The organism is Mycobacterium kansasii ATCC 12478 (assembly GCF_000157895.3).
Taxonomy (GTDB): domain Bacteria; phylum Actinomycetota; class Actinomycetes; order Mycobacteriales; family Mycobacteriaceae; genus Mycobacterium; species Mycobacterium kansasii.
In genome coordinates this window covers 276926-303684 of sequence record NC_022663.1, presented here as the reverse complement: position 1 = coordinate 303684, position 26759 = coordinate 276926, and the positions used below count along the sequence as shown (strand labels likewise).

Genomic DNA, 26759 nt, shown 5'->3' with positions numbered 1-26759 from the left:
GCGCTTCTGGCAGTGGATGATTTCGGGTATCGATAGACCCTGGCTGGTGCGGCGGTCGGCGTAGCCGCGGCTGCGTGGCCGTAGCGCAGTCGGACGACGGCGGCGATGTGCAAGGCACTGTTGGCGGCTCTGTCGCCGCTGCGGCGCAGACGGTGTCGGGGCCGAGCCCGAAGACAGCGGTGCTGCTAGGCGCGGCGGCTCGGGTGAGTTCATCGAGTTGCTTTCGCACGGTGCGTGTTTCGGTGTCGAGGTGCTGAATCCGCACGGCGATCGTGCGTAGTGGCTCTGGCACGGTGATGACCATGGAATGCAGTGTGTTCACCGCGGCGGTGCAGGCCTTGACCGCCCCGCTGCGGGCAACGCGCAGCATCCGGATGGCTGCGATTGGTCCGTCGGCCAGCTTCGGTGTGCCGATTACGTTGCCAGCCAGCACAGTTCGCGCGGAAGCTTCTGCATCGATGGGGTTGCTCTTGCCCCGTGTGACCGCATCCAGGTCGGCATCGCTGCGTAACCGGACGCCTCAATACCGGCGGCAACCGTGCTCTCAATCGCGTGCTGCCCATCAGGCCCGGTCTTCTAGTGCGTCGCCGCATTGGTGTCCCGCCAGTGGTTATTTGAACAGCAATGTCGTCTTCTGGTGTCAAGCGCCGCGATATGCTTCCGAGCGTGTCAGCACGGACGATCGTCATTACCGGTGCTAGCGACGGCATTGGCGCTGCGGCCGCACGCCGGCTCAGTCAAAGCGGCGAAAACGTCGTCGTGGTTGGCCGGTGTCGAAGCAAGACCACCGCGGTGGCCGCGGAATTGGGCGCGGACTATTTCGTGGCAGACTTCGCTGATCTTTGGCAGGTTCGAGCCCTGGCAGACAAAATTCGTTCGCAGTATCCGCGTATCGACGTTTTGATCAACAATGCGGGTGGAATGACCAACAAACCCCACCTGACGGCTGACGGCTACGAGATGACTTATCAAGTCAACTACTTGGCGCCGTTTCTACTCACTACGCGGCTGATGGATTTATTGGTCGAGTCCCGGGCCAGTGTAATCAATACGGCCAGCGGGGCGCATAAATGGGTCCGTCATATCGCCATTGTGGACTTCGAGAACACCCAGCGGCGCCGTCCCATCGTCGCCTATGCCATCTCGAAGCTGGCGAACATCTTGTTCACCAAGGAATTACATCGACGCTACCATGCTGACGGGCTCTCGGTTGCGGCGGTACACCCTGGTGTGGTCGCCACCAATTTCAGCCGGGCCTCGGGTTCACGGGGTTTCGCGGTATTGGAAAAGCTGTCACTTCCGCGACTGTTTGCGACCGCAGATCAGGGAGCCGCACCGCTGGCCCGGATCGCGTCAAGCACACCCGGAATCGATTGGCAGCCAGGCGAATATTACGCGAAGAGCGAGATCGCGAAAGCCAGCCGTACGGCCTGTGACCGGCACCTTGCCAGCGACTTGTGGGATCGCACTCTGGCAACGATAGGCCACTTGTAACAGTAATTTCTCCATGCCTGCCGACGCAGATTTTCGAAGACCTGTGCGACGTTCGCAGAATCCGGTGTCACCGATTTGTGACCACGCGTTGAATCTATCGGCGGTGTCGAATCCTTGCCAATCCTGGATCAGGCATTCCTCCGCTGCCGTATATGCAGGTGTGCTCCCGACGGCCCACCTTCGACGGCATCAGAATTGATTCCGGCGCCAACCTGTTCAGCGTGCACAGCATACTAGCTGCATGGATATTGCCCGTTGAGCAGGCAATTCGACGGTGGCGTGTAGGAACCGCTCAGCACGCCTCTGAGACCACCTGTGGCTGAACCACCGGGCGCTATGACGCGATTCCAGTTCGCGGGGGTGAGAACATAGTGCGTGCCCGATTGGGTGACGGTGCTGTTCCACGTGTGCAAGACGGATTGTCCCACCGGCATGTCGAATTCAAGCTTCCAATCGGTAAGCGGCACCATGCTCGAGTTGGTGATGGTGAAGCGAGCGATGAAACCGGTCTGCCACGTATGTTCGACCAACAACGTTGCTGTCGCCGCGGCCGCATGAGCTACGGGGGCGATGGCGAGCCCGATGATGGCAACTATCAGTGCCGACACGGATACGTGAAGCGCTGTGCGCCAGCGCTTCACGTAATTCTTCAGTCCGGCCATAGAAGCCAACACTAAAACCAAACAGGCGATATCGCCCTCGCACCGCGAGCAAGCTGCAGTAACTTTGCGCAACCGAAACCGTCATGAAATTTTCGTCTCGATACACCGTGAACCATGTATCGGCCCGGCCCAACGCGAACGTGCGGACGCGAAAGCCAGAACGTCAGCCTCATCGAGGGAGCGGAGTCGTTCAGCCGCCGGCAAACGAGCGGTCTCGCGCACCATCCCTAGGGTGAGTCGGCCGGTATCGCAGCATCGACCTCACTCACCGTAGCGCCGCTCACGGTTCCACGGCGACCTCATGAGCAGGAATGACCGGACCCCGTGGACTGGTCCAAGAGGACCAACCGATCGGGGTCAGGCCAGGAATACGACGGAATCGAATATGGCGGGTTACCAGTATCCAACTGCCCGCAGCACCGTTCGAACACGTCCACTTGCCCTTGCTCTTACACGGTGATGATGCGCAGGGCGCTGTGAATGCCCCGGAAGTCGTGCTCGTTGCGGGTGATTAGCGGAATCCCGAGAGCGACGGCCACCGCGGCGATCAGTACGTCGAATCGGCGCGGCTTCGGATCTCGGCCAACCGCACGAACATTCGCGCACAAAGCCCCGTAGATGCGTGCGGCGCCCGCGTCGAATGGTATTGGCTCGAATGTACCGGCGATCCAGTGGTATCGCTGCTCGCGCGCGGCGTTGAGCAGCGGATCCTCGGTATGCAGGCCATACGACAGTTCGGCAAGCGTGATTGTGCTGACCGCGGCCGCATCAGCGTGAGCAGCTACCGCGTCGGCCGGATAGTCGATCACCACGGACGTATCCAGCAGCACGCGTTCATGAACCGTGATCACCGGGTGCTGCCCCAGGGCTCGGCATCGCTATCGTCCACCGCGGCGTCGAGCCGGCTTAGTTCGGCGGCGAAGCGTTCAACGTCCCAGTCCGGAAGCCGCCTGAGGCCGGCTGCGACCTCTGCCACCGGCACGAATCGTCGGCGTCGATCTGCCGTGGCCCGGTCATGGGGCACCAGGTCAGCCACCGGGATTCCATTCCTGGTGACCGTGAAGCGCTCTCCCCCCTCGACGCGGCGCATAATCGCCCCGCTGTCGTTTCGGAGTTCCCGCTGACTGATCGTGGTCCCCATGACGACGAATGTAGCAAACAGGTGCTACACAATGTAGCACCTGTGTTGCGTAATGGCTCACCGCCGCACTGGCCGCCACCGACACTTCAGGGACCAGCCGCAACGTCACAACCGCAAACCCCTTCCGAGACGATGGGTCCGGGGGTGCGACTCGTCATTGGATCAATCGATTGCGGCGGCGCAGACAGTTGCGACCCATTACGCGCTCACTGGCGTTCGAAATCGCGCTCTGCGGCCGAAGAACTGTTAGGCGCCGAGCCCCTCCGCGGTCTAGGTACGATTCCTGCGACTGCATTCGAAGGAGGTCCGGTGTGCAGAACCCCCGGGCGACAAACGACGACCTGACCGCCAAGGCCCGGATCCGAAATGCGGCGTTGGATCTGTACGCCCAGTACGGGGAGGACCGGGTGTCGTTGCGTGCGATCGCGGCCGAGGCCGGGGTGACGCTGGGACTGGTCCAGCACCACTTCAAGACCAAGGCCGGGCTTCGCCGGGCCGTCGACGAGCTCGTCGCAGACTATTTCTGGCAAGCAGTCGCCGAAGCTGACGATCAGGGCGGCCCCGCGGAGGCGGCAACCGCTCGGCGGGAGGCGGTCCAGCGCATGCTGGCCGAAAACCCCCCGGTGCTCAACTACATCCGCCGTGAGGCGTTCGAATTAGAGAAGAATGAGCGGATACCGCTGCTCGACGTGTTGATCGATAACGTTCGCCGTGAGGTCACCGAACTGCGTGCAAGCGGAGTGGCCTCCACCGGACGTCACGAATCAAAGCAGGCGATCGCCGTGCTGGTGCGGCTCATGGGCGAGCTGTTTCTGCAGCCGTTGGTCGATGCAGCATGGCAGCGGCTCCCCCACAGTGATAACGACCCGACGCCGCGAGTCTCCGTGACAATCAAGGACTACTGATCTCGTTATCCCGACATCCTCGTCGTGTGATGAAGACTTCCACCGCGTTTCATTAAGCGGTGGCACTATGATCGCCGCTCGCGAACGCTTCGATCACATCGAAATCGTATGCGCCGGCGTCGGTTCCGATTCCGCTGGCGACGTGCGCTGCGGTAGCGCATCCGAGGCGAGCCGCTTCTCGAAGGTCGCGTCCGAGTGCGCGCCCGAGTATGAATCCGGCCGAGAACGCGTCACCGCAACCGGTGGTGTCGACCACATCAATGGCAAACGCGGGCACTTCGACGGATTCTGCGTCCGAAACGACCACGGCGCCTTTGCTGCCCTGGGTCACCGCCACGCAGCCGGCACCTGCGGCCAGCAGACAACGTGCGCCGGTTAAGACGTCAGCCGCGCCGGTGAGACCGAGCACCTGTTCGTCGTTGGGCAACAGATAGTCAGTGTGCGGTAGGACGTCGGCGATCCACTGCAGCAGCCCGGGGTCCCCTGCCGCGAGAATGTCCACAGATGTGCTGAGCCCGTTGCTCTTTGCGTACTGCAGCAGCTCGCCGGCCGCCGGACCCCCGAGAAACTCGGGACCGCCCAGGTGCAGGTGCGACGACCGGATCACCTCGTCCAGGTTGAGGTCTTCGAGCCGAAGCATGGCATTGGCGCCCACGCAATGCCAGGCCGGACGATCACCATTAGAGCGCACCGGGATGACCGACGCCGAGGTCTGGGTTGCCGTCGTCCGAACCAGGCCACCGACGTCGACCCCTTCACGGCACAGCATCGCCAGCAGGGCGTCGCCCATCGCGTCGGTGCCGATCGCGCCGAAGGAACGGACTGCTGCCCCGAGACGGCTCAGAACGACGGCCGTACCGCCCGCTGTGCCGGCGGGGGAAATCTTGATCGTCGGAACGAGCTGGCCCTGCGAGCCCTCGGGAATGGACGTGATGCCGAGGACGTGGGTGTCGAGGACGTGCACACCGACGACAGCGATCTCGACTCGGGTCATCGGGCGGTCCGCCTTTTCCATGTTGGGCACCGATGAGGCGATGGCGGCGGTCTTCGCCAGGGCAACAAAACCACGCGGCCACTCTATGACGGGGCCGGTGCGGCGGCATCGCATCCTGGGTCGGCCGTGTTGAATTGTGGTCATGACAGCGCATCAAGAGCCCTTGACCATGCCACTCGAAGAGGCGATGCGCACTCAGCGTGCCATCCGTCGGCTCAAGAGTGATCCCGTCGACGACAGCCTCGTGCTCCACCTACTCGAGCTGGCCATGAAGGCGCCGACGGGTTCCAACGCGCAGAATTGGGAGTTCATCGTCGTCAAGGATCGCGAAATAGTCGCGAAACTGGGCCGTTTGAACCGCAGAGCCATGAGCCTCGTCAGCCCGATGTACAAGCGCTCCTTTGAACGCCGCGCTGACGAGAAGATGCTTCGGCTGCAAAAGGCCGTGCAATGGCAGGCCGACCATTTCGAGGAGATCCCCGTCGTCGTTGTCGCGTGCCTCAGGGGCGTCATTCCACCTTGGCCGACAGTCGCGACGAGCAGCGCTTATGGTTCCATTTTTCCCGCGGTGCAGAACCTGCTGCTGGCCGCACGTGCGGCCGGGCTGGGTGCGGCATTGATCACCGTGCCGCTGTGGAGCACGCTACTGGCGCGGCGGGCATTGAGGCTGCCATGGAATGTCACGCCCTGCGCGGTCATCCCACTTGGCTGGCCGATCGGCAAGTATGGTCCCACGACGCGCCGGCCAGTCGGAGAAGTCGTCTCCCTCGACAGATACGGCAATCGGGCATTTCGGTAGGCACCGGGTGCCGGCCGTTTGTCGGGATGGATTCGGCGACCCATGTTGGGAGACGTGCGACAGATGACCATCGATCCTGAGTAGCGTGACCGAGTTCGTCAAGCGCCATGCGGGCGCGCCCGCCGGCTATTTCGCCTGGGAAGCCGCAGGGCTGCAATGGCTTTCAAATGTCGACGGCGGCGTGCCATGCGCCACGGTCGTATCAGTCAACGCAACGCAACTGACCCTGCGGCGGCTTGATTCGGTGACACCGAGCCCGGAAGCGGCATACACGTTCGGCAGCCGGCTCGCCGTCACCCACGACGCGGGTGCACCGGCGTTCGGCGCAGGGCCCGACGGGTGGGACGGACCGGGGTACTTTGGGCCGTTGACGCAGCCGTTGCCGATGTCGCTACGACGGCACCAACGCTGGGGTGAATTCTATGCCGAGGAGCGACTGGTCCCGATGGCCGATCTGGCGGCCGCACGGCTGGATACGTCGACCCGAAGCCTGATCGACGGTGTCGTCAAGCGTTGCCGTACAGGCGATTTCGACGACGACGACCAGCCGGCCCGGCTGCACGGGGACTTGTGGAGTGGCAATCTCATGTGGACGCCCACCGGGGCGGTGCTGATCGACCCGGCAGCGCACGCCGGCCACCGCGAGACCGATCTGGCGATGCTGGCGCTGTTCGGCTGCCCGCACTACGACGCTATCCTTGCCGGATACCAACGGGTGCGATCGCTGAAACCCGGGTGGCGCAACCGAATCGGGCTACACCAGCTCTTCCCGCTACTGGCGCATGTGGTCCTGTTCGGCGGCGGGTATGCACGACAGACGCATGCCGCCGCCCGCGCCGCGTTGGCCCCCTGACGTTCCTGGTCACATTGCGAAATCAGTTGTCGGGGGGCCTGGGCAACCGATGCGGACTCGGTCGAGTGGCTAGACCAACCCGTTAACCCCGGTTGCGCCGAACAACAGCCCCCCGGTGCCGCCGGCACCCGGAACGCCGGGGGGAACGCCGGGCCCGGCGTTGCCGCCGCTGCCACCGTTGCCGATTAGCTGGGCGTTGCCGCCGTTGCCGCCGTTGCCGCCCTTACCGACCGGGCCCCCGCCGCTGCCACTCCCGCCGCCGGCGCCGCCGGTACCCCCGCCACCGAACAGACCCGCGTTACCGCCGATTCCGCCGTCGCCGCCGTTGCCCTGGAAGGAGTTTCCGCCGTCGCCGCCGTCGCCGCCGTTGCCGATCAACAGGGCACCGGTGCCACCGGCGCCGCCCTTGCCCGCGGTGATCCCACCGATCCCGCCTTCTCCCCCGGCTCCGCCGACGCCGATCAGCAAGCCGGCGTTGCCGCCCGCACCGCCGGCGCCCGCACTTTGGTTGCCGGTGCCGCCGGACCCACCGGCCCCGCCGTTGCCGAAGAACAAGCCCGCCTTGCCGCCGGCCGCGCCGGCCCCGCCAATGCCGACCATGCCGACCCCGTCTCCGCCGTTTCCGCCGACTCCGCCATTGCCGACCAGCCCACCCGCGGCACCGATCCCGCCTTTACCGGCGGCGGCGCCGGCGCCGCCGCCACCACCGGTGCCGCCGTTGCCGATCAGGGCGGCGGCCGTACCGCCCGCGCCGCCGGTCCCGCCGGTGGTGAGGCCGCCGCCGCCCGCCCCGCCGTCCGCCCCGCTACCGAACAGCATGCCGGCGTTGCCGCCGGCCCCGCCGTCCCCGCCGGCACCGGTCAGACCTACGCCGCCGGTGCCGCCGTGGCCCCCATTGCCGAACAGCAGGCCGCCGGTTCCGCCGGTGCCGCCGGTTCCGCCGTTGACGTTGCCCGCTCCGCCGCTCCCGCCGGCACCGCCGGCGCCGCCCACCAAGCCGCCGGCACCCCCGGTTCCACCGGCGCCGCCGCTTCCGAGGTCGCCGGCCCCGCCCGAACCGCCGGCGCCGCCGGTCCCGAACAGCGCGCCACCGGTTCCGCCGACTCCGCCTGCCCCGCCGAGACCGTTACCGCTGGACCCGCCGGCCCCTCCGGCGCCGCCGGCGCCGAACAGCAGGCTGCCGGTCCCGCCCGCCCCGCCCGCGCCGCCGAGGTTGTTGCCGGAGGCGAGCCCCCCGGCTCCGCCATGGCCGCCGTTGCCCAACAGCAGGCCGCCGGCTCCGCCGGACCCGCCGTTGCCGCCCGTGCCGACGACTATCCCGCCGTTTCCGCCCGCCCCGCCGGCGCCGCCGTTGCCGATCAACCCGGCGGCCCCGCCGTTGCCGCCGTTGTGGTTGGGCGCCCCCGACCCGCCGGCTCCGCCGTTGCCGTACAACAGGCCGCCGGGCGCGCCGTTGGCCCCGGTTCCCGGGGCCCCGTTCGCGCCGTTGCCGATGAGTGGGCGACCCAGCACGGCCAGGGTCGGCGCGTTGATCACATTGAGCAGGTCCTGCTCCACGGCTTGCAGAGGCGAGACGTTGGCGGCCTCGGCGCCGGCGTAGGAGCCCGCTGATCCCGTCAATGCCTGCACGAACTGGTCATGCAGCACGGCCATCTTGGTACTGAGCGCTTGGTAGTCCTGACCGTGCGAAGTGAACAATGCCGCGATGGCCGCTGACACTTCGTCGGCACCCGCGGCCAGTACCGCCGTCGTCGGCCCCGCTACCGCCGCGTTCGCAGCGCTCAACGCCGAGCTCATCGTGGCCAAATCCGCGGCCGCAGCAGCGATCATCTCCGGCGCAGCGATCACAAACGACATTGCCATCTCCTCACCCGCCGAACTCGACGACTCAGTGGTGCAGCGGCCATATGGGCGCCTGCGCGCTGCGGCAATTGCGGTGGTGCAATTGGATTCGACATCAACAACCTGCCGCCTGCTGCGGGCAGAGCTGATCACCGACCTTTTCCTGCTTAGGGCGAGCGTAATTTCGCTTCAGTCGCACGATTGGTCTTTCAGCCAGTTTTCAGTAGGTCCACAGCTGATGCTCAGGATGGCGGAACCTGTCTCGGCCAGTCGGTGAATGCCTGCCGGGCCGAGACGCGATCGGGGCGTCGGAAGGCGGTATCGACGTACTGGCGCTCTCGGCGACCGCGAACAGCGAAATAGCCGGTGCTGCAACCATTGTCGCGGCCCCGGGGTCGTTGAATCCGCGTCGAAGCCGAATGCCGCCGGGCGCCAGCATGTGCGCGTTGCCGACGCTGGGGTCACGCGCTGAGGTAAACCCATGTCAGCGTTGGGCTCCCAGGAGTAGCGTGATCCCGGCCCGCAATGAATCCCGAATGCACCACACCAGGAGTGACGATTGGTCGCCACAATCGAGGCGGAGCCGGTTGAGCGGCGACGATCGCGGACCCTATCCGCGCAAATCCCGGACGAGGCGGCAAGCGCACGAGTGATGCCACTTCGGGTCCGAACCCGCCGAAGGCGGTCAGGCTCCCAAGCGACCAATGCTTCGGTGCCCCAACGCCGAACCACAACATGATGGGCGCAACGACATGATCTCGATCACTGCGGCAGAACTGGCAGACCTGCTGGTGGAGACCGGCGAACGACACCATCAGGCTTATGCCGACACCGACGGTGCCGACCCTGAGTGGGCCCTGTGGTACAGCGGTTACCTGCAGGCGCGGCTGTGGGACCGCGCCGGGCGGTTGCCGTCCCGGAGCCAGCTGGTCGGGCTGCTTCAATCCGCCGAGCGGCGTTACGGCGGCGCTGAAGGCTGGCCAGCGCGATACGCGGGCCACCTACTGGCCGGGCTCGACGCGAGTGGGCCGTCCGGCGAGGTGTTTCCCGCCGTGGTTGCCGACGACATCGGTTGGCTCACCAGGGAACAGATGGTCGAGGTGGACCGCGTGATGATGCAGGACTTGCGTATCGACCTGATTCAGATGATGGAGAACGCCGGTCACCGGCTCGCCCGTTTGGTGCTCACCCTCGCTGCGCCCGGCCGGGTCGCGGTGGTCGCGGGTTCCGGCGGCAATGGGGGCGGCGGTCTGGTAGCGGCACGGCATCTCGCCAATGCAGGCGTCGACGTCGTGGTGACGCTGGGCGGTCCAGCAGACCAGCTGAACCCGGTACCGGCACACCAGTTCGACATTCTGCGGCGCATGAAGGTGGCGACCAGCGACACCATCGTCGATGCCGACCTCACCGTGGACGCGCTGATCGGCTACTCGCTGCGTGGCGCACCACGGGGGCGCGCCGCCGAACTGATCGGCGCGATGACGTCCGCCAGTTCGGTGGTTGCGTTGGACACGCCCAGCGGACTTGACGTCACATCGGGAGAGGCGCCCGGCGATGTCGTCAGCGCCGATGCAACACTGACGTTGGCGCTGCCCAAGATCGGTATGCGCAATGCGCCGCAGGTCGGTTCCCTCTACCTCGCCGATATCTCGGTGCCCCGGTCGGTCACCGCCGCACTCGGTCCGCAACCACCCGACTTTTCCGCGTCGCCGATCTTGCGGGTGGTCTGACGCCGTAGCCACCGCGAAATGTTCTGTACCGCTTGCTGATTCATCTGTCCTACACGGTGAGATCAGCGGGGCCGAACCTGTTCCTCGTCCATGGCCGAGGTCTGCATATCCCAGCGGCGGTCGATATTGGTCGGCGCCAAGATTACTGTTTGCCGGCAAACCGGCTGCATTGGTTTTAGGTTGGTCTTCAAGAGATTTCATGAACGGTGCGGTTGCTCTGGTGAAGCGATGCGGTCTACCGGAGTCCGCGCCCGTTCAGCCGACCGATGACCAGACATGAAGGTGCTGAGTTCCGATGCCGAACCTGGAAGTTCCGTTTCAGCCGCTCCGCAACTCGCTGTACACGTCACTGGAGCTGATGAGCGGTTTCGAACCGCACCGCCCACTCAGCTTCGCCGAGACATTGGACTTCCGCTCGTACCGGTACTTCACTGCCAACGGCGGCGCATGTCCCACCGATCCCTACGCCGGGATGATGCAAGCGCTGCATGACCACTCGATCATGCGCGCCCTCACGGTGTTTTTCCACAGCGTCAAGTCGCCCACGGTGGCCATCATGGGCGGCCACGACGAGACGCGCGTGACCCCGAACTACGCGAATGTGGCACGCATCGCGCGGACATTGACCCAGTGCGGCTGCCTGGTGGCAAGCGGTGGCGGGCCCGGCGCCATGGAGGCCACCCACTTGGGCGCAATGCTCGCCAACGCGTCGGACCAAGATGTGACCGACGCATTGAAACACTTGCAGAACCAGCCGACGCTGCCCGACAGTGCGACAGTGGTCTCCTGCACCGGCGAGATCGATACCGAGATCGTGCGCCAGTTGCACGATTGGGCCGCGCCCGCATACGAGATAGCCCAAACATTCGCCGACATCGGGGGGCGCAGCATCGCGGTTCCCACCTGGTACTACGGCAACGAACCAATGTCACCGCTCGCTACGGACGTCGCCAAGTACTTCCAGAACAGCATTCGCGAAGATATCCTGCTCTCCCTGGCGGCCAACGGGATCATCTATACCCGCGGTGCGGCGGGCACACTCCAGGAAGTGTTTCAAAACGCCGCGCAGAACTACTACCCGAGAAATGCGGTGGCGTTCGCCCCGATGATCTTCCTCGGCCGGGAGTTCTGGACCGAGAAGCTGCCCGTGCTGCCGGTTTTGCAGGCCCTGTTCGTTGGCGGCAAGAAGCTGGCACCTGAGGACTTTGACCAACTGGTGCGCATCGTCGATACCCCCGACGAAGCGGTGGATGCGCTGCTGCAGCAACGTCCGTCGCCGACGAAGATGATGGAGCGCATGCAAGCCGTCGGCTTCGGACCTCTGATGAAGGCCACCCGGCCACTCAGCTGAGTGCGTTCGGGGCCCAAGTTCGGCATCGAGGGACAATCCTGTTTGTTCGCCGAGGGTCCGGAAAGCTCTGTCAGACGGGGTGATTCGATCCTTCTGAAGTCAACAGACGCACAAACCCGACGGGGGCGGCGAAGCCCTTGAGCATGACCGTCTCGTGCCGCTGGGGCACGTCGGCCACAATTTCCCGTACCGCGGGATCGTTGGCGACGGCGTGCGACAGCACGATATCGTCGCCGGCACTCTGGCCCTGCAGGCGTGCGGCCATGTTCACCGTTGAGCCGAAGTAGTCCAGGCGGTCGTTCAGCGTCACGACGACGCTGGGACCGGCATGCACGCCCACCTTCAGCACAAGGCCACCGCCTGCATGTGCCGACGCGGAGATCGCCGCTTGCATGGCGAGCGCCGCGCGGACCGCTCGCGCCGGATCGGTGAATGAGGCCATGACCGCGTCACCGATCGTCTTGACCACCGCACCGTCATGGTCTCGCACGATCGCGGCCAGCAGCGTGAAGTGCTCGCGCACCAGGTTGTAGGCAGTGGCATCGCCGACCCGTTCGTAGAGGGCCGTCGAGCCCCGCAGGTCGGTGAATAGCAACACGACCTGGCTGACCCCCGCATCGTCGCCCGGGCGCAGCGTCGCCTCCGCGAACAGATCGCGAAAAGCCTGCAACGAGATCACTTCTGGCGCTGTTAACGTCTCGCGCGCCCAAGTTCGGTCCTCAATCAAGGCTCCCAGCTCAAAGCCGGCGTCATTGACAAATGTCACCCTGCCCGGTGCGTCCTCCCGATCCGCGGCGTCCAGTATCTCGACACCCGACCCGGTGATGCGCAGACCGGGAAACGCGCCGGACTGGTAATCGATGTCGACGAAACCGTTGGGATGCAGCGTGCGTAACCGATACGAGCCCGGAGGCAGGTCGATGGCCACGTCGCGCCGCTCCCCCGCAGCCAGCAGAACCTGCACGGCGACATGTTGTGTCTCCATCGGCCCCGACAGGCAGAAACGGCCGCCGGGCAACGGGCGCACCGTGGCCGCCGGCGCGAACGTCAGCTCGACGTTGCGCTCGAAGTCGCGATCGTAGTCGATGTTGCACGACGGGCAGTGCGCACCGTGGGGCAGCTCGGACAGGGTGGCAACGCTGACCTTGGTGCCGCGGCAGTTGGGGCAGAGCAAATCCCACTTCATGCCGAGCAAGCCAACCTTCACGCCGGCAAGACACGCCTCGGTCGCCACGCGCGCAGGAACGCCGAGAGTGCTCGCCAGCGCCTTGGGCCGGAGACGGGTGAGATCGGTCGCCATGCCGTGCAGGACAAGGTCGGCGAGCCGCGCGCCCAGCCCGTTACCGTAGGGGCTGCGGTCTATTTCACCCGCCATCGCCGCAGCCCGCTCGGGGGCACCGGCGGGCAGTTTGGGCTCCGGCAACACGAACGGTGTCATGCGGTTGGGCGCATGATCGCCACGAGCAAAGTCGACTGCCTCCAGGACGCGTTTTCCCACCGCTTCGCCCGCCTGGGCCGCAAGCCGCGCGCCGAAAAGGCGGCCGACCAAGCTCAGTGGCTCCCATTCGAGTGCATAGGTGACACGCGAGCCCCCGTTACCGTCCGGCTCGATATCGAAGACCGGGCCGAAGCGACGAAACGGCCCCTTGGTAAACACGCGCGATTGGCGGAAGTGCCGACCCGAGATCCACTCGTACGGCTTTTCCTCCCATTCCAACAAGAAGCCCGCAACCCTGGCCTGCCCGCGGCGCCGGACCGTACCGTTGGCAAGTGGGGTCTCTTCGAGCGTGTAGGGCGGCAATCCGAGCGCTTCGTTGAACCGGTTGGTATCGGCGAGCACCGGCCACAACTCATCCGGTGGCAGGTCGAATGTCCAGGTCCACGTACGACGCATCGACCGGAACTCTAGACCGGTGGCGGGCGCGATGCGAGGTGGCACGACGCGTCAGGTGTAGCAGACCACATTCTGGTCGCCGCTCGCTCGCGTGCCGGCCCGGGAATCCACCGGAAACAGGGCGTAGGCTCCCGATGCCGGGTCACATCGCACGTCAGGAGCGCACTATGAAGTCGGATGCGGGATCTGGGGCAGACGCCCGTTACGGGGATTACGCCCATCGGCTACGCGAGTTCACCGCATTCGACAACTTCTCGGATGCCGAGCTGGAGCTGCTTGCCCGAGTAGCCCATCACACCTCGACGTCCAAGCCCTGGCCGATGATTCATGAGCAGACTCCGGCCGACGCCTGCTATATCCTGCTCAGCGGGGAGGCGCGGGTATACGTGGGCCGGGATCCCGTCGCCGTGTTGGGGCCGGGTGAGGTGATCGGCGAATCTGTGCTCCGCCGTGGGAAACTGCGGTCTGCGACGGTAACGACGACCGGTCCGGCCGAGGTGCTGCGTATCGAGCGTGATGATCTCGCCAGATTGCTGGACGTGATTCCCGCCCTGCGTGAAACCATGGACGCAACTGTGGCGCGACATGCGCCGACGGCCGCTGTCCAGCCGGCCAAGCCAAAGCCGACGCGGGCCAAGGTAAACGCCTCGGCACCGGCGGATCTGGTCGACCGGTTCGAGCAGGCCGCCAGCAGCGCCGGTGTGACCGTCGCGGCCGCGTTGGAGGATGCGCTCGTCCACTGGATCGAGCGAAACGGCACCGCGCAATCGTGAGGAAATCAGCCCGGCCCCGGTCCGGTCCCAGCCACCGGCTCGCATGTTGTCACCGGCCGCTACCATGTCGAGGCGCTCGCAGCACGCGGTTGCCCGAACCAGGCGGTGAGGGCCGCGCGCAGCCCAAGGCCGGACCCGCCCGCCACCCAGGCGACATGCCCGTCGGGCCGAATCAATACCGCGCGCGGCGGTCTGACCGCACCAATCACCGGAAGTTCCCATTTACCAGCATATTTCGCGTCAATCAGCTGGACACGATCGGCCCATGGTGTGCCGTCGAAGTCGTCAGAGTCAGCTAAGTTGAGTAGCACGGGACGGGCACGATGCAACAGGGTGAATACCCGTGCCGGGCCGTCCGCGGTGACTACGTCCAGATCGGGCATGCGGCGACCCAGCAGCGGATGCCCGTCACCAAACTCATAACGGATGTCCAGGCCCGACATCATCGCGGCGAATCGCTTGCGAGGCTCGTCCATGCTGAGGAGTTCGGCAACGGTGCCGCGCAAAGCTTTGGTGCGGTCATCCAGGTGGCGAAGAAGGGCACTTTGCGCCATGGTGTTGCGCAGCACACGAGCAGCCACCGGGTGCCGTTCGGCATGGTAGGTGTCCAGGAGACTGTCAGGTGATATCCGGTTAACCACCTGACCCAGCTTCCATCCCAGGTTCACCGCATCCTGCACACCGGTGTTGAGACCCTGTCCGCCTACCGGGTGATGCACGTGCGCGGCATCACCAGCCAGCAGGACCCGGCCGCTGCGATAGGCCGCGGCCTGCCGCGCCATATCGGTGAACCTGGAAATCCATGCGGCCCTGCGGATCCCATAATCCGTACCGTATACCGCGACGAGTGCCTCGCGCAGATCACGCAACGTGGGTTCGCCTGCGGGTGTCAGGTGCCGTTCGGTCACCATCACGCGCATCGTCCGCCCGTCGTCGCTCCGGCTGACAGCATGGACACCGAGCGCGTCGTGGCGGATGCCCCACTCCGGCTCCTCGCCATTCCCGAAGGTCATTTCGACTTCGGCGATCAGGTAACTGGTTGTCGGATCCCATCCCGGAAAGCCGATCCCGGCTGCCGTGCGGACCACACTTCGGCCGCCGTCGCAGCCGACCAGATATTGCGCCCGCAACAACCGGCCGTCGGCCAGCCTGAGGTCGACGCCGGTGTGGTCTTGGGCGACGCCCGTCACCTCACATCCGCGATAGATCGGCACCGCCAGCTCGCCGACCCAGTCGGCCAGGATGTGCTCGATGTGGTTCTGCCATAGCGCCAGCCCATACGGGTGCCGAGTCGGGAAGTCGCTGATGTCCAGACGGATTTGAGAGAACGCTGCGACCTGGGCGAGCTGCCCGTGTGCGAGGAATCGCTCAGCGATTCCGCGCTGATCGAGGACCTCGATGGTACGGGAATGCAGACCGCCCGCGCGCGAGCCGGTGAGCTGCTGGTCGGCGCGGCGCTCGATAACGGCAACGTCGGTTCCTGCCAACGCTAATTCGCCGGCCAACATCAGCCCAGTCGGTCCCGCCCCGGCCACCAGCACCGCATGGTCGGCCACCGGAGTGGCCTCTCGGTGCGACTCATTTGCCCCCGACAGCACCCGCAATTTTCGCCCCCCAATTCCATGAGTTTTGGCCCCGGCCAGTGATTTTGCGGCATGACCGGGGTCTTGCCGCAAGCCCCCAGGTGCCGTATATGGTGAGAGTGGGAAATACGGAAACAGCGGTGTCTACATCACGGCCGCTGAGACCACACGGCGTCGATGGCGCGATAGATCCGCTGCTCGCTGACCGCCCGCGGGGTGCCGAGCTGCTGGGCCCACAGGCTCACTCGCAGCTCCTCGATCAGACGCGCGATGTCCCGGACATCGGCGGCTGCCGCCCGTGTCGCGGGCAGCCCCCGCAGCAATTCGTGGTAGGTGTCCTGCACGGCGTGCACCCGCTGCATCCGCGCCCGGTCGGCCTCGAGCGCGTACGGCAGCCGTTCGAGGCGTCGGCGGCTGGCGGTCAGGTAGCGGGTGAGGTCGCCGAGATGCGCGCGTCCGGTGGCGGTGACGAACCCAGGTGGCAACAGCCGGTCCAGCTGCGTGCGGAGGTCGGTGATCGCATCGGTCTGTGCCGCAGGCGGTTCGGCGGGCAGTAACAGCTGCACTTCCTGCGCGGCGGACAACGCCTTTTCGACTCGGCCCACGATGTCGGCGGTCATCGGCACGAGATTCTGCGCCACCCGATCGCGCAGCGCGGTGAACTCGTCAAATGTCCACACCGGCGCGGCCATCAGCGTGTCCGTCGCCGCGTCGGCGCAGTCGTCGAGCAGCGCGGACAGGGAGCCATCCGGGTTCGCGCCAAGCGCCAGGCGTGTTCGCGGATCCAGTTGCCGGTCAATGGCTTTGAGGGGGGCGGTCATACCGAGCCGGAGCAACCGCCGGATACCCGGACCCATCGCATATTCCTGCTCGACCGACGTGGCGAACACGCGCAGGTCGACCGCACCGCCCGCGTCGACGAAAGCCGGAAAACCCCGCACGGTGCGACCGTCGACCGTGCGCTCCACGACCCGCGGCACCTCGGGCAGATCGTCGGGCCAGGCGCGTAACCCGGTTCGTTCCATCTCCCCCGCGACCGCATCCGCAACGGCCTGCCGAGCCGGTGTCGCCAGCCGCTGCTGCAGCGCAGGCAGATCCTTGCCGCGCGCCACCTCGGTGCCGTCCTCGTACTCCACGGCAAAGGTCACCCGCAGATGCGGCGGCAGCCGGTCCAGATCGAATGCGTCGACCGGGACCAAAACACCAGTGCGGCGGCGCAATTCACGCTGCAAAGCCATCAGCAGCGGCTCCCGCCCCGGGTCGATCCCGGCCAGCACCCTACGGGCGGTATCGGGGGCGGGAACGAAGTTGCGGCGCAGGTCTTTCGGCAGCGAACGGATGAGCGCGGTAACCAGCTCCTCCCGCAACGCCGGTACCTGCCAAGCGAACTCGTCGCCACCCAAACGTGCCAGCACGTCGATCGGGACATGCACTGTGACGCCGTCGTCGGCGGCTCCGGGCTCGAACCGATATGTCAGCGGCAGCGCGACATCGCCCGCCTGCCATACGTGCGGCCGATCGGCACCGGCAGTATCGTCGGCGCGCAGCAGGTCGTCGCGACGGAACGTCAGCAAGTCCGGCGTCTTGCGCCGCTGCGTCTTCCACCATGCGTCGAAGTGGCGCGCCGAGACGACATCGGCGGGGATGCGGGCGTCGTAGAGTGCGTAGACATCGTCGTCAGCGACAAGCAGGTCGCGGCGGCGGGCCCGCTCCTCGAGGTCCTCGAGTTCGGCCCGCAACCGTGCATTGTCGCGCAGGAAATGGTGGCGGGTCTGCCACTCGCCCTGCACCAGCGCGTGCCGGATGAACAATTCCCGCGCCACCTGCGGCTCGACGCGGGCATATCCGACGCGGCGACGGGCCACCAGCGGCAGGCCGTAGAGCGTCACCCGCTCGTAGGCCAGCACCTCGCCGCGGCTGGCGTCCCAGTGCGGTTCGCTGTAGGTGCGCTGCACCAGGTCCCCGGCGACCCGCTCCGCCACTTCCGGCTGGATACGCGCGGCGGTCCGCCCGTACAGCCGGCTTGTCTCCACCAGCTCCGCCACCACCACCCAGCGCGGCGGCCGCTTGGCGAGCGCCGAGCCGGGCGCCAGAACGAACCGCGAGTTGCGCGCACCCAGATACTCGCGGTCATCCTCGCGGCGCATCCCCACATGTGACAGCAACCCGGCCACCAGCGCCGCGTGGATGCGGGCCGGGTCGGGCTCGTCGGTTTCGACCCCGGACTCAGCCACGCCGAGGTCGCGCGCGATGCTGCGGAGCTGCCCGACGAGGTCCTGCCACTCGCGGATGCGCAGGTAGTGCAGGAATTCGTCACGGCACATCCGCCGAAAAGCGTTGCCCGACATCTCCGTACGCTGCTCACGCAGATAGCGCCAGAGGTTGAGGTAGGACATGAAGTCGGAGTGCTCGTCGGTGAACCGGGCATGCCGCTGGCGGGCAGCCTCCTCGCGGTCGGACGGGCGCTCCCGCGGGTCGGGGATGGTCAGCGCCGCGGCCAGCACCAGCACCTCACGCACGCAGCCCTCGGTCTGGGCCTGCAGGATCATCCGGCCCAGTCTCGGGTCCACCGGCAGCCGCGCCAGGCGACGGCCCAGGTCGGTGATCGCGCCATGGTGGTCGAACGCGCCGAGCTCCTGCAGCAGCTGCACACCGTCGCGGATGCTGCGCCGGTCGGGCGGATCGAGAAACGGGAAGTTCTCGACATAGCCGGGTGGGGCGCCGAGCTGCAGCGCCGCCATCTGCAGCAGCACCGCGGCCAGGTTTGTCCGCAGTATCTCGGGGTCGGTGTAGCGCGGGCGGGCCGCGAAGTCCTCCTCGGAGTACAAGCGGATGCACACGCCGGGAGCGACCCGACCGCACCGCCCGGCCCGTTGTGCGGCAGACGCCTGCGAGATCGGTTCGATGGGCAACCGCTGGACCTTCAACCGGCGGCTGTAGCGCGAAATGCGGGCGTTGCCGGGGTCGACGACATAGCGGATCCCGGGCACGGTCAGCGACGTCTCGGCCACGTTGGTCGCCAGCACCACGCGGCGTGCGGTATGGGGCGCGAACACCTTCTGTTGGTCGGCGGTGGGTAGCCGGGCGTACAGCGGAAGCACCTCGGTATTTCTCAAACCAGTCAAAGCCTCTGCGGTGTCGCGTATTTCGCGTTCACCGGACAGGAACACCAGGATGTCGCCGGGCGGTTCGGCCGCGAGTTCACCGATCGCGTCGACGATCGCCTCGATTTCGTCGCGGGTCTCGGTTCGCACGATTTCGTGGTCGGGATCGTCGGGATCATCCGCGGTGCCGGGCGAGACGACGACTTCCAATGGGCGGTAACGGATTTCCACCGGGTACGTGCGACCGGACACCTCGACGATCGGGACGCTGAGCCCGCCGTCGGCTCCACCGAAATGCGCCGCGAAGCGCTGCGGCTCGATCGTCGCCGAGGTGACGATCACCTTCAAGTCGGGGCGGCGCGGCAGCAGCTCACGCAGGTAACCGAGCAGGAAGTCGATGTTGAGGCTGCGCTCGTGGGCCTCGTCGAGGATCAGGGTGTCGTAGCGCAGCAGGCGGCGGTCACGTTGGATCTCGGCGAGCAGGATGCCGTCGGTCATCAGCTTGACCAGGGTGCGGTCGCTGACCTGGTCGGTGAATCGGACGGTGTAGCCGATCACGTCACCAAGCGCGGTGTGCAACTCGTCGGCGATGCGTTGCGCGACGGTGCGCGCGGCCAGCCGTCGCGGCTGGGTGTGTCCGATGGTTCCGCGGATGCCGCGGCCCAGCTCGAGGCAGATCTTGGGCAGCTGGGTGGTCTTTCCCGAACCGGTTTCGCCGGCAACGACGACCACCTGATGCGCCCGCACCGCGTTGGCGATCTCCTCCCGTCGCCCGCTGATCGGCAGGTCAGGATAGGTGATCGTCGGGACGGCCGCGTGCCGCGCGGCCACCAGAGCTTCCGCCACCGCGATCTGGTCGGTGAGCTGTCGCAGCTTGTCGGGCTTGGCACCGCGGAGGTTCTTCAGGCGCCGGCCCAGGCGCGCCGCGTCGCGGATGGTCAGACCGTCGAGTCGGCTGCGTAGATTCGCCCTAGACGTTTCGACGGACGGCTCGGACACGCCGGCCAGGATAGGCGCCATCCGGCTGCCTCGGCGACACTCCTCAGGTGGCCAACCGGGCGTCCGACCGCCGCCCGGCGTTACCAACCGCGTGCGGCAGGGTATGGGGTGGCGAAGGCCTTACGGCGGGCCGACCGGAAGATCCGACCTCAACGGAAGCAGTTATGACTGAATTCGATAGCGACCACCTGGACCACTCTCAGAAGCTGGAGAACATCGTCGACCGGCTCGATGAGAAGGTCGCCGAGGAACGCGAGGCCGAAGGCGTACCGGGCAAACCCAGCGACCGGGAACGTGCTGCACCGGGTGGCTCGGAGGATGAGCCGCCCGATTAGCCGGATCAGCAAGGCGCTGCGACTATCGGCACCGGCCTGTCGCATTTCGTACCTTCTGTTGCGATGCGGGCATTTGGGGCCCGACGACGCACGGCGACAATTTCGTAGGCTGGCGGCCACCGTCCGCCGGCGCCGAAATGTTTCGGCGGCCGCTAGATTTCTGCACCGAAGCGGTGTCCCCCGATTGGCGGACATGGTATCCATCAAACGTATCGGTCGATCGGTGGACAGACCGCCTTGGGGAGTAAGGGAAAGATAAGACGAAATCCCTACCGCCTGGCATGGCTGAGATTGCGCATTGCCAAGAAGTGACGATGTAATGGCTGAGAACGGTTTTGAGACATCACCGCCAGTGGAAGTCCGGCTGCGCGATGTGCCTGGGCAGCCCGCATCGTGGCGGTCGGTTGTTAGCGGGTGCTCGCTGCTGGCTGATGGTGTGGGTCGGGTGGTGGCGTGACGGTTTTGCTGGTCAATCCTCCGGGGGTCCGTGCCAACGGGCGAACCTATGTCGGCGAGCAGAAACTCGGCGATCCGTGGGTGTATTCCTCGATGCCGATGGAGCATTTGGGGATGATGTCGATCAAGGCTTATGCCAAGGCGCGTGGGCTCGAGGTCGCGACGGTCAATGGGTTGGTGGCCGGGCATGAGTGTGTGGAGCAGACGTGGCAGGCGATGCAGGCCGCAGCGACGGTGTCGGGCGTGCCTCGGTTGGTGGGCTTTTCGTGTATCGACACCTTCGCCGAGGTGCTGTGGTTGGCCCGGCGGGCGCGTCAGTGCTGGGAGGGCGTGCAGATCGCGTTGGGCAATGTGATCGCCACACTGAACTACGAGCGCATTCTGGGTGAGTATGACTGCTTCGACTTCGTCGTGGTCGGCGACGGGGAGGTGACGTTTACCGAGTTGGCCTTGGCGGTGGCCAATGGTGCTGGGGTCGAGGGTATTCCGGGGCTAGCGCGCCGTGACGAACAGGGCCGGATCGTGTGCTCGCCGTCTGGTCTGGTTGATCTGGACGAATTGCCATGGCCGGCTCGGGAGGAGTTGCCGACGGTGCTCGGCGATGGTTTTGCCGCGTCGGTGTTCACCACCCGGGGTTGTCCGTATCGTTGCACGTTCTGCGGGACCGGGGCGGTGTCGGCGATGTTGGGCCGCACCAGTTACCGGGTCAAGTCGGTGGATGCGGTTGTTGATGAAATCGCCTATCTGGTCTCGGATTTCGATATCCAGTTTTTGTCGATCACCGATGACTTGTTCGTCTCCAAGCATCCCGGTTCACAGCAGCGCGCGGTCGAGTTTGCCTCCGCGATGCTTGGCCGGGGTATCGACGTCAACTTCATGATCGATATCCGGCTGGACTCGGTCGTCGACCTCGACCTGTTCAAACACTTGCACCGGGCGGGTCTGCGCCGGGTGTTCGTCGGGTTGGAGACCGGCTCCTACGACCAGTTGCGCGCTTACCGCAAGCAGATCCTCAGCCGTGGCCAAGACGCCGCCGACACCATCAACGCTTTGCAGCAGTTGGGAATCGACGTGATCCCCGGGACCATCATGTTTCACCCCACGGTGCGCCCCGAGGAGCTACGCGAAACCGCCCGCCTGCTGCGGGCAACCAAATACACCCAGCCTTTCAAGTTCATGGGCCGGATCACCCCGTATCCGGGAACGCCGTTGTACCAGGCATATTCGGAGGCAGGCTATCTGAGCGCGGAATGGCCGCTGGGTCAATGGGACTTCGTCGACCCGGAAGCGGCACGGGTTTACGCCGATGTGGTCGCCCGCATCGCCCCCGACGAAGACATCACCTTCGACGAAGCCGAAGCGTTCTTCCTCGCCCGCCTCGACGAATGGGACAACGCCACCGCACGCCAAATCGCCTGAGCGGTAGGCCGAGACATCGACGGAGCTATCAGTCGCGCCGACCGCACAAAACCCAAAGCCAGATGCTTCGCGACGGGCCATCCGATCCGAACCGCGCGTTCTTGGCTTCAGCTCATTCGAGATTGAGGTTTCCTGGTTTGCCGGCCGGCCCGGTGGCGGCCGCACAAGGGCGCAGAATGGCACAAAGGCGCATGAAGACCAGGCGGCTGCCAGCGCCGACCCGGCGGCACCGCGCTCGCCGGCGATGTGTCAGCATGTGCAGATGACTACACGCAGCCTTGCTCGCATCGTTGGTGTCGCGGTTGTGACGGCGTGGGCGATGGTGAGCGCAGCCGTCATCAGCCCCGCCGCTCAGGCCGACCCATGCTCCGACGTCGCGGTGGTATTCGCTCGGGGCACCCATCAGGCGCCCGGTCTCGGGGACGTCGGCCAGGCATTCGTCGACTCACTCAGCTCGCAGGCGGGTGGGCGTTCCGTCGGGGTCTACGCGGTGAATTACCCCGCCAGCGACGACTATCACGCGAGCGCGTCAATCGGGTCCGACGATGCGGCTGCTCACATCCAGAACACCGTCGGGAGTTGCCCCAACTCGAAGATTGTGCTCGGTGGTTATTCTCAGGGCGCGGGCGTGATCGATTTGGCGTCTGCGGCGATGCCGCCCTCGGTGGCCGACCATGTGGTTGCGGTCGCGCTGTTCGGCGAGCCGTCCAGCGGGTTCTCGAGCATGTTGTGGGGCGGGCAGCCGTTGCCAACCCTCAACCCGCTGTACAGCTCCAAGGTCATCAATTTGTGCGCCGCCGACGACCCGATATGCACGGGCGGCGGAAACATCATGGCCCACGTTTCCTACATCCAGTCCGGGATGACAACGCAGGCAGCCACATTCGCTGCTGACAAGCTCGGCCAGGGCAGCGAACGCGCGTAGCAGCACGCCCGATTACCAGCTCGGGCCCGGCCGCCTACCGGCTAATGAAAGACCGTCGTCCCCACGCCGGATGGGCTGTACGAGATGTACACCGGTTGCTGGTCGAAGGGCACGTACCCGGTGTTCATCAGGCCACTGGAAATGACCCGGGGGCCGTTCCCGTTAACGACGTATTCGTACAGCAATGTACTGCCGTCGTTGGTGTAGACCTGAATGTGAGTTCCGTTCGGCACGTTCCCGGAAACCTGGCCGGTGCCGAGCACGTTTGCCGGCATGGTGCCCAGCACGCCGCCCGAATCGACGATCATCGGAACGTGCTGCAACGAGCCGCCGTTGATTCTGAGACCCAGTGTCGCGATCGGCGATCCGGTAATGGAGTCTCCGCCGACCAGCGGATCGGGACCGAACCGCATCGTGCCCTCGGGGATGTTGATGAGCACACCCTGATTGAGGTCGCCCGGCAGCGCCTGGTTCGGAATGCTGGGACCGGGGCCGGTCGCATTGGGTCCAATGCCCAACACGCCGTTGACACCGGCGGGCGCGAAATACCCGGAGAATGTTTGGGGGAATGACAGCAGGACGACGTTGACGTTGGTCGGCGGGGTGGCGATGCCGTTCCCGAAATCGACTGGCGCATGGTAGGTGGCATAGAGGTAGGTCAGCCCGCCGCTGTAACCGCTGAGCCCGAAATTGGTCGGCAAGCCCATGCGGAAGAGGCCGAATAGTCCCCCGACCTCGTTGGGCGTGACGACAAGGCCGGCGGATCCGGTGTCAACCAGTATGGGCACGTTCGGTCCGCCGTTGACGGACATGAATACCACCGGCTCGGTGACCGCGTGCATGGTCAGCGGCACGGTTCGGCCGTCCAGACCTGGCCCGCTGATCCCGGCGTTGCCCCACAACAAGCCGCCGCGCCCACCGGCGCCGCCGGTGCCGAGCATTCCGCCGTCGCCGAGACCGCCGGCGCCACCACCCCCGCCCCAGCCGAGCAGGCCCGCAGCGCCACCGACGCCACCGGTCCCGCCAATGCCAAGCGACGCCCCGCCGGCTCCGCCGTGCCCGCCGTAACCCCACAGCCAGCCACCGTTACCGCCGGCCCCGCCCGGTGCGCCGGTTCCGCCCGTACCCCCGGCGCCGCCGTTGCCGATCAGCCCGGCCGGGCCACCAGCCCCGCCGGGTACTCCCGACGCCGTTTGGGAATAACCGTTGCCGCCGTTGCCGAGCAACAGCCCACCCGCCGCACCGTTGGGACTCGACACGGTCCCGTGTGCGCCATCCCCGATCAGCGGGCGACCCAACAGCGCCAGGGTGGGTGCATTCACCGCGCCCAGCAGATCGCTTTGTGCCGTCTGCAACAGCGACACGGCCTGGGCTTCTCCGGCCTGATAGGTCCCGCCCGACGAGTTCAGCGTCGCCACGAACTGCTGGAAAAAGGTATTGGCCTGGGTGCTGAGCACCTGGTATTCCTGACCGAACCCGGCGAACAGGGTGGCCACCGCCGCCGACACCTCGTCAATGCCGGCGGCCGCAAGCACAGTTGTCGGTCCGGCAGCCGCCGCGTTCGCCGCATTCAGCGCCGAGTAGAGGCTCTCCAGATCCGCTGCCGCCGATGCCACGATCTCGGGAGCCACGACCAGAAGTGACACGCCGCTCCCTCCGCGTCAATCGCCCACCCGTGTGTGCACTAAGGGTATCCAGGTCCTGCCTCGGGATATGCGTTTTCGGCACAGCGGCCCTATATCGCGTCACGAATCGGCCCGGGGCACCCGGTGCCGCCTTCCTGCCCTCAGTCAACCGGCGCGGCCTTCGCGCAGTGACGAAATTGCCCGGGGCGGGTAGGTAGTGTCTGCACGCGGGTTGATCGGAAGGGTCGGGGTATGCGATTGGTGGTCGATCTCAACAGGTGCCAGGGCTACGCCCAGTGCGTCCCGCTGGCGCCCGAGGTGTTGCAGCTTGTCGGCGAAGAGGCGCTGGCCTACGACCCGAACCCCGACGACTCGCAACGCCAGCGGGTCTTGCGCGCGGCGGCCTCCTGCCCCGTCCAGGCGATCATCCTCGAAGTGGACCCGCCGGCGGACCGGGACACCAAATGAACGCGGTTTCACTGGTCGATCAGCTTGTCGACAGCTTCAAGGCTCAGGGCCGGATCGTCATCGTGGGTGCGTCCCTGGCAGGTCTGCGTGCAGCAGAAGCCTTGCGGGACAATGGATTTCGTGGCGCGCTCACCATCATCGGCGACGAGCCGCACGAACCTTACGACCGGCCGCCGCTATCCAAGCAGGTGCTGAAGGGCTGGGTTCCCGCCGACCACACCAAACTCCCCCGGCTGCGTCCCGTCGACGCGCAGTGGCGGTTGGGCGTGGCGGCGGTGGGGTTGGACCGGTCCAATCGCCAGGTGCTGCTGGCCAACGGCGAGAAGGTGGACTACGACCGGCTGCTGATCGCCACCGGGACCAGGGCCCGGCCCTGGTTCAACCCGGAGGAGGCGGCGTTGCGGGGGCTGTTCACGGTGCGCACCTGTGACGACGCCGCGAAGTTGGCGACCGCGCTGCAGGCGCGGCCTCGCCGGGTGCTCATTGTCGGTTCGGGTTTCGTCGGTTCGGAGATCGCCTCGGTGTGCCGCGAACTCGGCCTTTCGGTGACGGTCGCCGAGCGCGGCAAAGCGCCGCTGGTCGGCGCGCTCGGCGGGGTGATCGGCGACATCGCCGCACAGATGCAGATCGAGGCCGGGGTGGACCTGCGCACCGGGGTTGCAGTGGAAAGTCTCGACGGTGACGCCGACGGCCATGTCCGCGCGGCGCGGCTTTCCGACGGCACCGTGCTCGACGTCGACGTGGTGGTGGCCTCGCTGGGCTCGATCCGCAACGTGGAATGGCTCGACGGCGCCCAGCTGGCGAGCGGATTCTGGGGAGTCGCGTGTGACGCCGGCTGCCGCGCCTTCGACATCAACGGGGTGGTGACCGACAACATCTTCGTTGCCGGTGACGTGGCACGGGCACCGCACGTGCTCTACGAATACCAATTCATGTCCCAAGAGCATTGGGACAACGCCGTTTTCGGAGCCCAGGTGGCGGCCAACAACATGATCAGCCTGGAGACCGGACGACGGCCGCATCTGCCGCTGCCGTCGTTCTGGTCCGGGCAGTTCGGCGTCAATATCAAGAGCGTCGGCGTGTGCTCGTTCGGCGACCAAATCGTGTTCACCCAGGGCTCGCCCGCGCAACGCCGGTTCGCGGCCGCTTACGGCCATCGGGGCCGCATCGTCGGGGCGGTAACGTTCAACCACGGCAAGTGGCTGCCTTACTACGCCTCACTCATCGAGCGGTCCGCGGCGTTCCCACCGCCCCCGCCGGGCTACGACCGACCAGCCAGTTGCGAGCCGATGCCGGCCCGGTTCCCCGACCCTCGCGAACCGACCGCGGTGCCCGACGTGGTGCTGACCGGACACGACCCGACCTCGCGGGGTGCCGAATTCCGCGCTCGAACCCGCTGACGGTAGG

21 protein-coding genes are annotated in these 26759 nt (G+C 66.2%); 12 read left to right on the top strand and 9 right to left on the bottom strand.

Annotated elements, in window-relative coordinates; translation table 11 throughout:
* Positions 1-666 precede the first annotated feature (666 nt).
* A complete protein-coding gene (locus MKAN_RS01365) occupies positions 667-1494 on the top strand; it encodes an SDR family NAD(P)-dependent oxidoreductase (protein ID WP_036395822.1) in 828 nt (275 codons plus the stop codon).
* 233 nt (positions 1495-1727) lie between these two features.
* Here MKAN_RS01365 and MKAN_RS01360 read toward each other — a convergent pair whose 3' ends face one another.
* The 3 genes from MKAN_RS01360 to MKAN_RS01350 all read right to left on the bottom strand — a co-directional run bounded on the left by MKAN_RS01360 (position 1728) and on the right by MKAN_RS01350 (position 3297).
* Positions 1728-2156: a cellulose-binding domain-containing protein gene (locus tag MKAN_RS01360; protein WP_023364473.1), complete on the bottom strand. Its 429-nt coding sequence runs from the start codon at positions 2154-2156 to the stop codon at positions 1728-1730.
* Positions 2157-2605: 449 nt separating this feature from the next.
* A complete protein-coding gene (locus MKAN_RS01355) occupies positions 2606-3007 on the bottom strand; it encodes a type II toxin-antitoxin system VapC family toxin (protein WP_023364471.1) in 402 nt (133 codons plus the stop codon).
* On the bottom strand, positions 3004-3297 hold the full coding sequence (locus tag MKAN_RS01350) for a type II toxin-antitoxin system Phd/YefM family antitoxin (protein ID WP_023364469.1): 294 nt from the start codon (positions 3295-3297) through the stop codon (positions 3004-3006). Before MKAN_RS01350 ends, MKAN_RS01355 begins: the two co-directional genes overlap by 4 nt.
* Before the next feature lie 311 nt (positions 3298-3608).
* Between MKAN_RS01350 and MKAN_RS01345 the strand changes: the two genes are divergently transcribed.
* Positions 3609-4202 (top strand): TetR/AcrR family transcriptional regulator, encoded by a 594-nt coding sequence (locus MKAN_RS01345; RefSeq protein WP_023364467.1) that lies wholly within the window; start codon positions 3609-3611, stop codon positions 4200-4202.
* A 52-nt stretch (positions 4203-4254) separates the two neighbouring features.
* On the opposite strand, the gene MKAN_RS01340 is transcribed toward MKAN_RS01345, so the two are convergent.
* Complete coding sequence (locus MKAN_RS01340; protein ID WP_225722827.1) at positions 4255-5217, bottom strand: carbohydrate kinase family protein; 963 nt, start codon at positions 5215-5217, stop codon at positions 4255-4257.
* A gap of 148 nt (positions 5218-5365) precedes the next feature.
* On the opposite strand from MKAN_RS01340, the gene MKAN_RS01335 reads away from it, so the two are divergent.
* Positions 5366-5995 (top strand): nitroreductase family protein, encoded by a 630-nt coding sequence (locus MKAN_RS01335; RefSeq protein WP_036395828.1) that lies wholly within the window; start codon positions 5366-5368, stop codon positions 5993-5995.
* Between the two features lie 85 nt (positions 5996-6080).
* The gene (locus MKAN_RS01330) at positions 6081-6848 is read left to right on the top strand and encodes a fructosamine kinase family protein (protein ID WP_023364461.1); all 768 of its coding nucleotides are present in this window, start codon (positions 6081-6083) and stop codon (positions 6846-6848) included.
* A gap of 69 nt (positions 6849-6917) precedes the next feature.
* Here the strand turns inward: MKAN_RS01330 and MKAN_RS01325 are convergent, their stop codons facing one another.
* Entirely contained in the window at positions 6918-8705 is a 1788-nt protein-coding gene (locus tag MKAN_RS01325) for a PE family protein (RefSeq protein WP_023364459.1), read from the bottom strand.
* A gap of 737 nt (positions 8706-9442) precedes the next feature.
* On the opposite strand from MKAN_RS01325, the gene MKAN_RS30170 reads away from it, so the two are divergent.
* Positions 9443-10420 (top strand): NAD(P)H-hydrate epimerase, encoded by a 978-nt coding sequence (locus MKAN_RS30170; RefSeq protein ID WP_160937892.1) that lies wholly within the window; start codon positions 9443-9445, stop codon positions 10418-10420.
* 472 nt (positions 10421-10892) lie between these two features.
* Positions 10893-11771, top strand: coding sequence for an LOG family protein (locus MKAN_RS01315; protein ID WP_225722826.1), 879 nt, complete (start codon positions 10893-10895; stop codon positions 11769-11771).
* Between the two features lie 70 nt (positions 11772-11841).
* Here the strand turns inward: MKAN_RS01315 and MKAN_RS01310 are convergent, their stop codons facing one another.
* Positions 11842-13611: an adenylate/guanylate cyclase domain-containing protein gene (locus tag MKAN_RS01310; protein WP_160937895.1), complete on the bottom strand. Its 1770-nt coding sequence runs from the start codon at positions 13609-13611 to the stop codon at positions 11842-11844.
* Positions 13612-13832: 221 nt separating this feature from the next.
* Between MKAN_RS01310 and MKAN_RS01305 the strand changes: the two genes are divergently transcribed.
* On the top strand, positions 13833-14438 hold the full coding sequence (locus MKAN_RS01305; protein WP_023364450.1) for a Crp/Fnr family transcriptional regulator: 606 nt from the start codon (positions 13833-13835) through the stop codon (positions 14436-14438).
* 59 nt (positions 14439-14497) lie between these two features.
* Here MKAN_RS01305 and MKAN_RS01300 read toward each other — a convergent pair whose 3' ends face one another.
* The gene (locus MKAN_RS01300) at positions 14498-15994 is read right to left on the bottom strand and encodes an FAD-dependent monooxygenase (RefSeq protein ID WP_023364448.1); all 1497 of its coding nucleotides are present in this window, start codon (positions 15992-15994) and stop codon (positions 14498-14500) included.
* A gap of 176 nt (positions 15995-16170) precedes the next feature.
* Complete coding sequence (hrpA, locus tag MKAN_RS01295) at positions 16171-20145, bottom strand: ATP-dependent RNA helicase HrpA (RefSeq protein ID WP_023364446.1); 3975 nt, start codon at positions 20143-20145, stop codon at positions 16171-16173.
* A gap of 143 nt (positions 20146-20288) precedes the next feature.
* On the opposite strand from hrpA, the gene MKAN_RS30935 reads away from it, so the two are divergent.
* From MKAN_RS30935 to MKAN_RS01280, 3 genes are all read left to right on the top strand, one after another.
* Positions 20289-20459: a hypothetical protein gene (locus MKAN_RS30935; RefSeq protein WP_165800781.1), complete on the top strand. Its 171-nt coding sequence runs from the start codon at positions 20289-20291 to the stop codon at positions 20457-20459.
* 453 nt (positions 20460-20912) lie between these two features.
* A complete protein-coding gene (locus tag MKAN_RS01285) occupies positions 20913-22334 on the top strand; it encodes a B12-binding domain-containing radical SAM protein (protein ID WP_023364442.1) in 1422 nt (473 codons plus the stop codon).
* Positions 22335-22596: 262 nt separating this feature from the next.
* Positions 22597-23259, top strand: a complete 663-nt coding sequence (locus MKAN_RS01280) for a cutinase family protein (protein WP_042313150.1) — start codon at positions 22597-22599, stop codon at positions 23257-23259.
* A gap of 41 nt (positions 23260-23300) precedes the next feature.
* Here MKAN_RS01280 and MKAN_RS01275 read toward each other — a convergent pair whose 3' ends face one another.
* Positions 23301-24905 carry a PecA family PE domain-processing aspartic protease gene (locus MKAN_RS01275; protein ID WP_023364437.1) on the bottom strand — a complete coding sequence of 535 codons (1605 nt, stop codon included), beginning with the start codon at positions 24903-24905 and terminating at the stop codon, positions 23301-23303.
* A 231-nt stretch (positions 24906-25136) separates the two neighbouring features.
* Between MKAN_RS01275 and MKAN_RS01270 the strand changes: the two genes are divergently transcribed.
* A complete protein-coding gene (locus MKAN_RS01270) occupies positions 25137-25352 on the top strand; it encodes a ferredoxin (protein ID WP_023364435.1) in 216 nt (71 codons plus the stop codon).
* Positions 25349-26752 (top strand): NAD(P)/FAD-dependent oxidoreductase, encoded by a 1404-nt coding sequence (locus MKAN_RS01265; protein ID WP_023364433.1) that lies wholly within the window; start codon positions 25349-25351, stop codon positions 26750-26752. Before MKAN_RS01270 ends, MKAN_RS01265 begins: the two co-directional genes overlap by 4 nt.
* Positions 26753-26759: the final 7 nt, after the last annotated feature.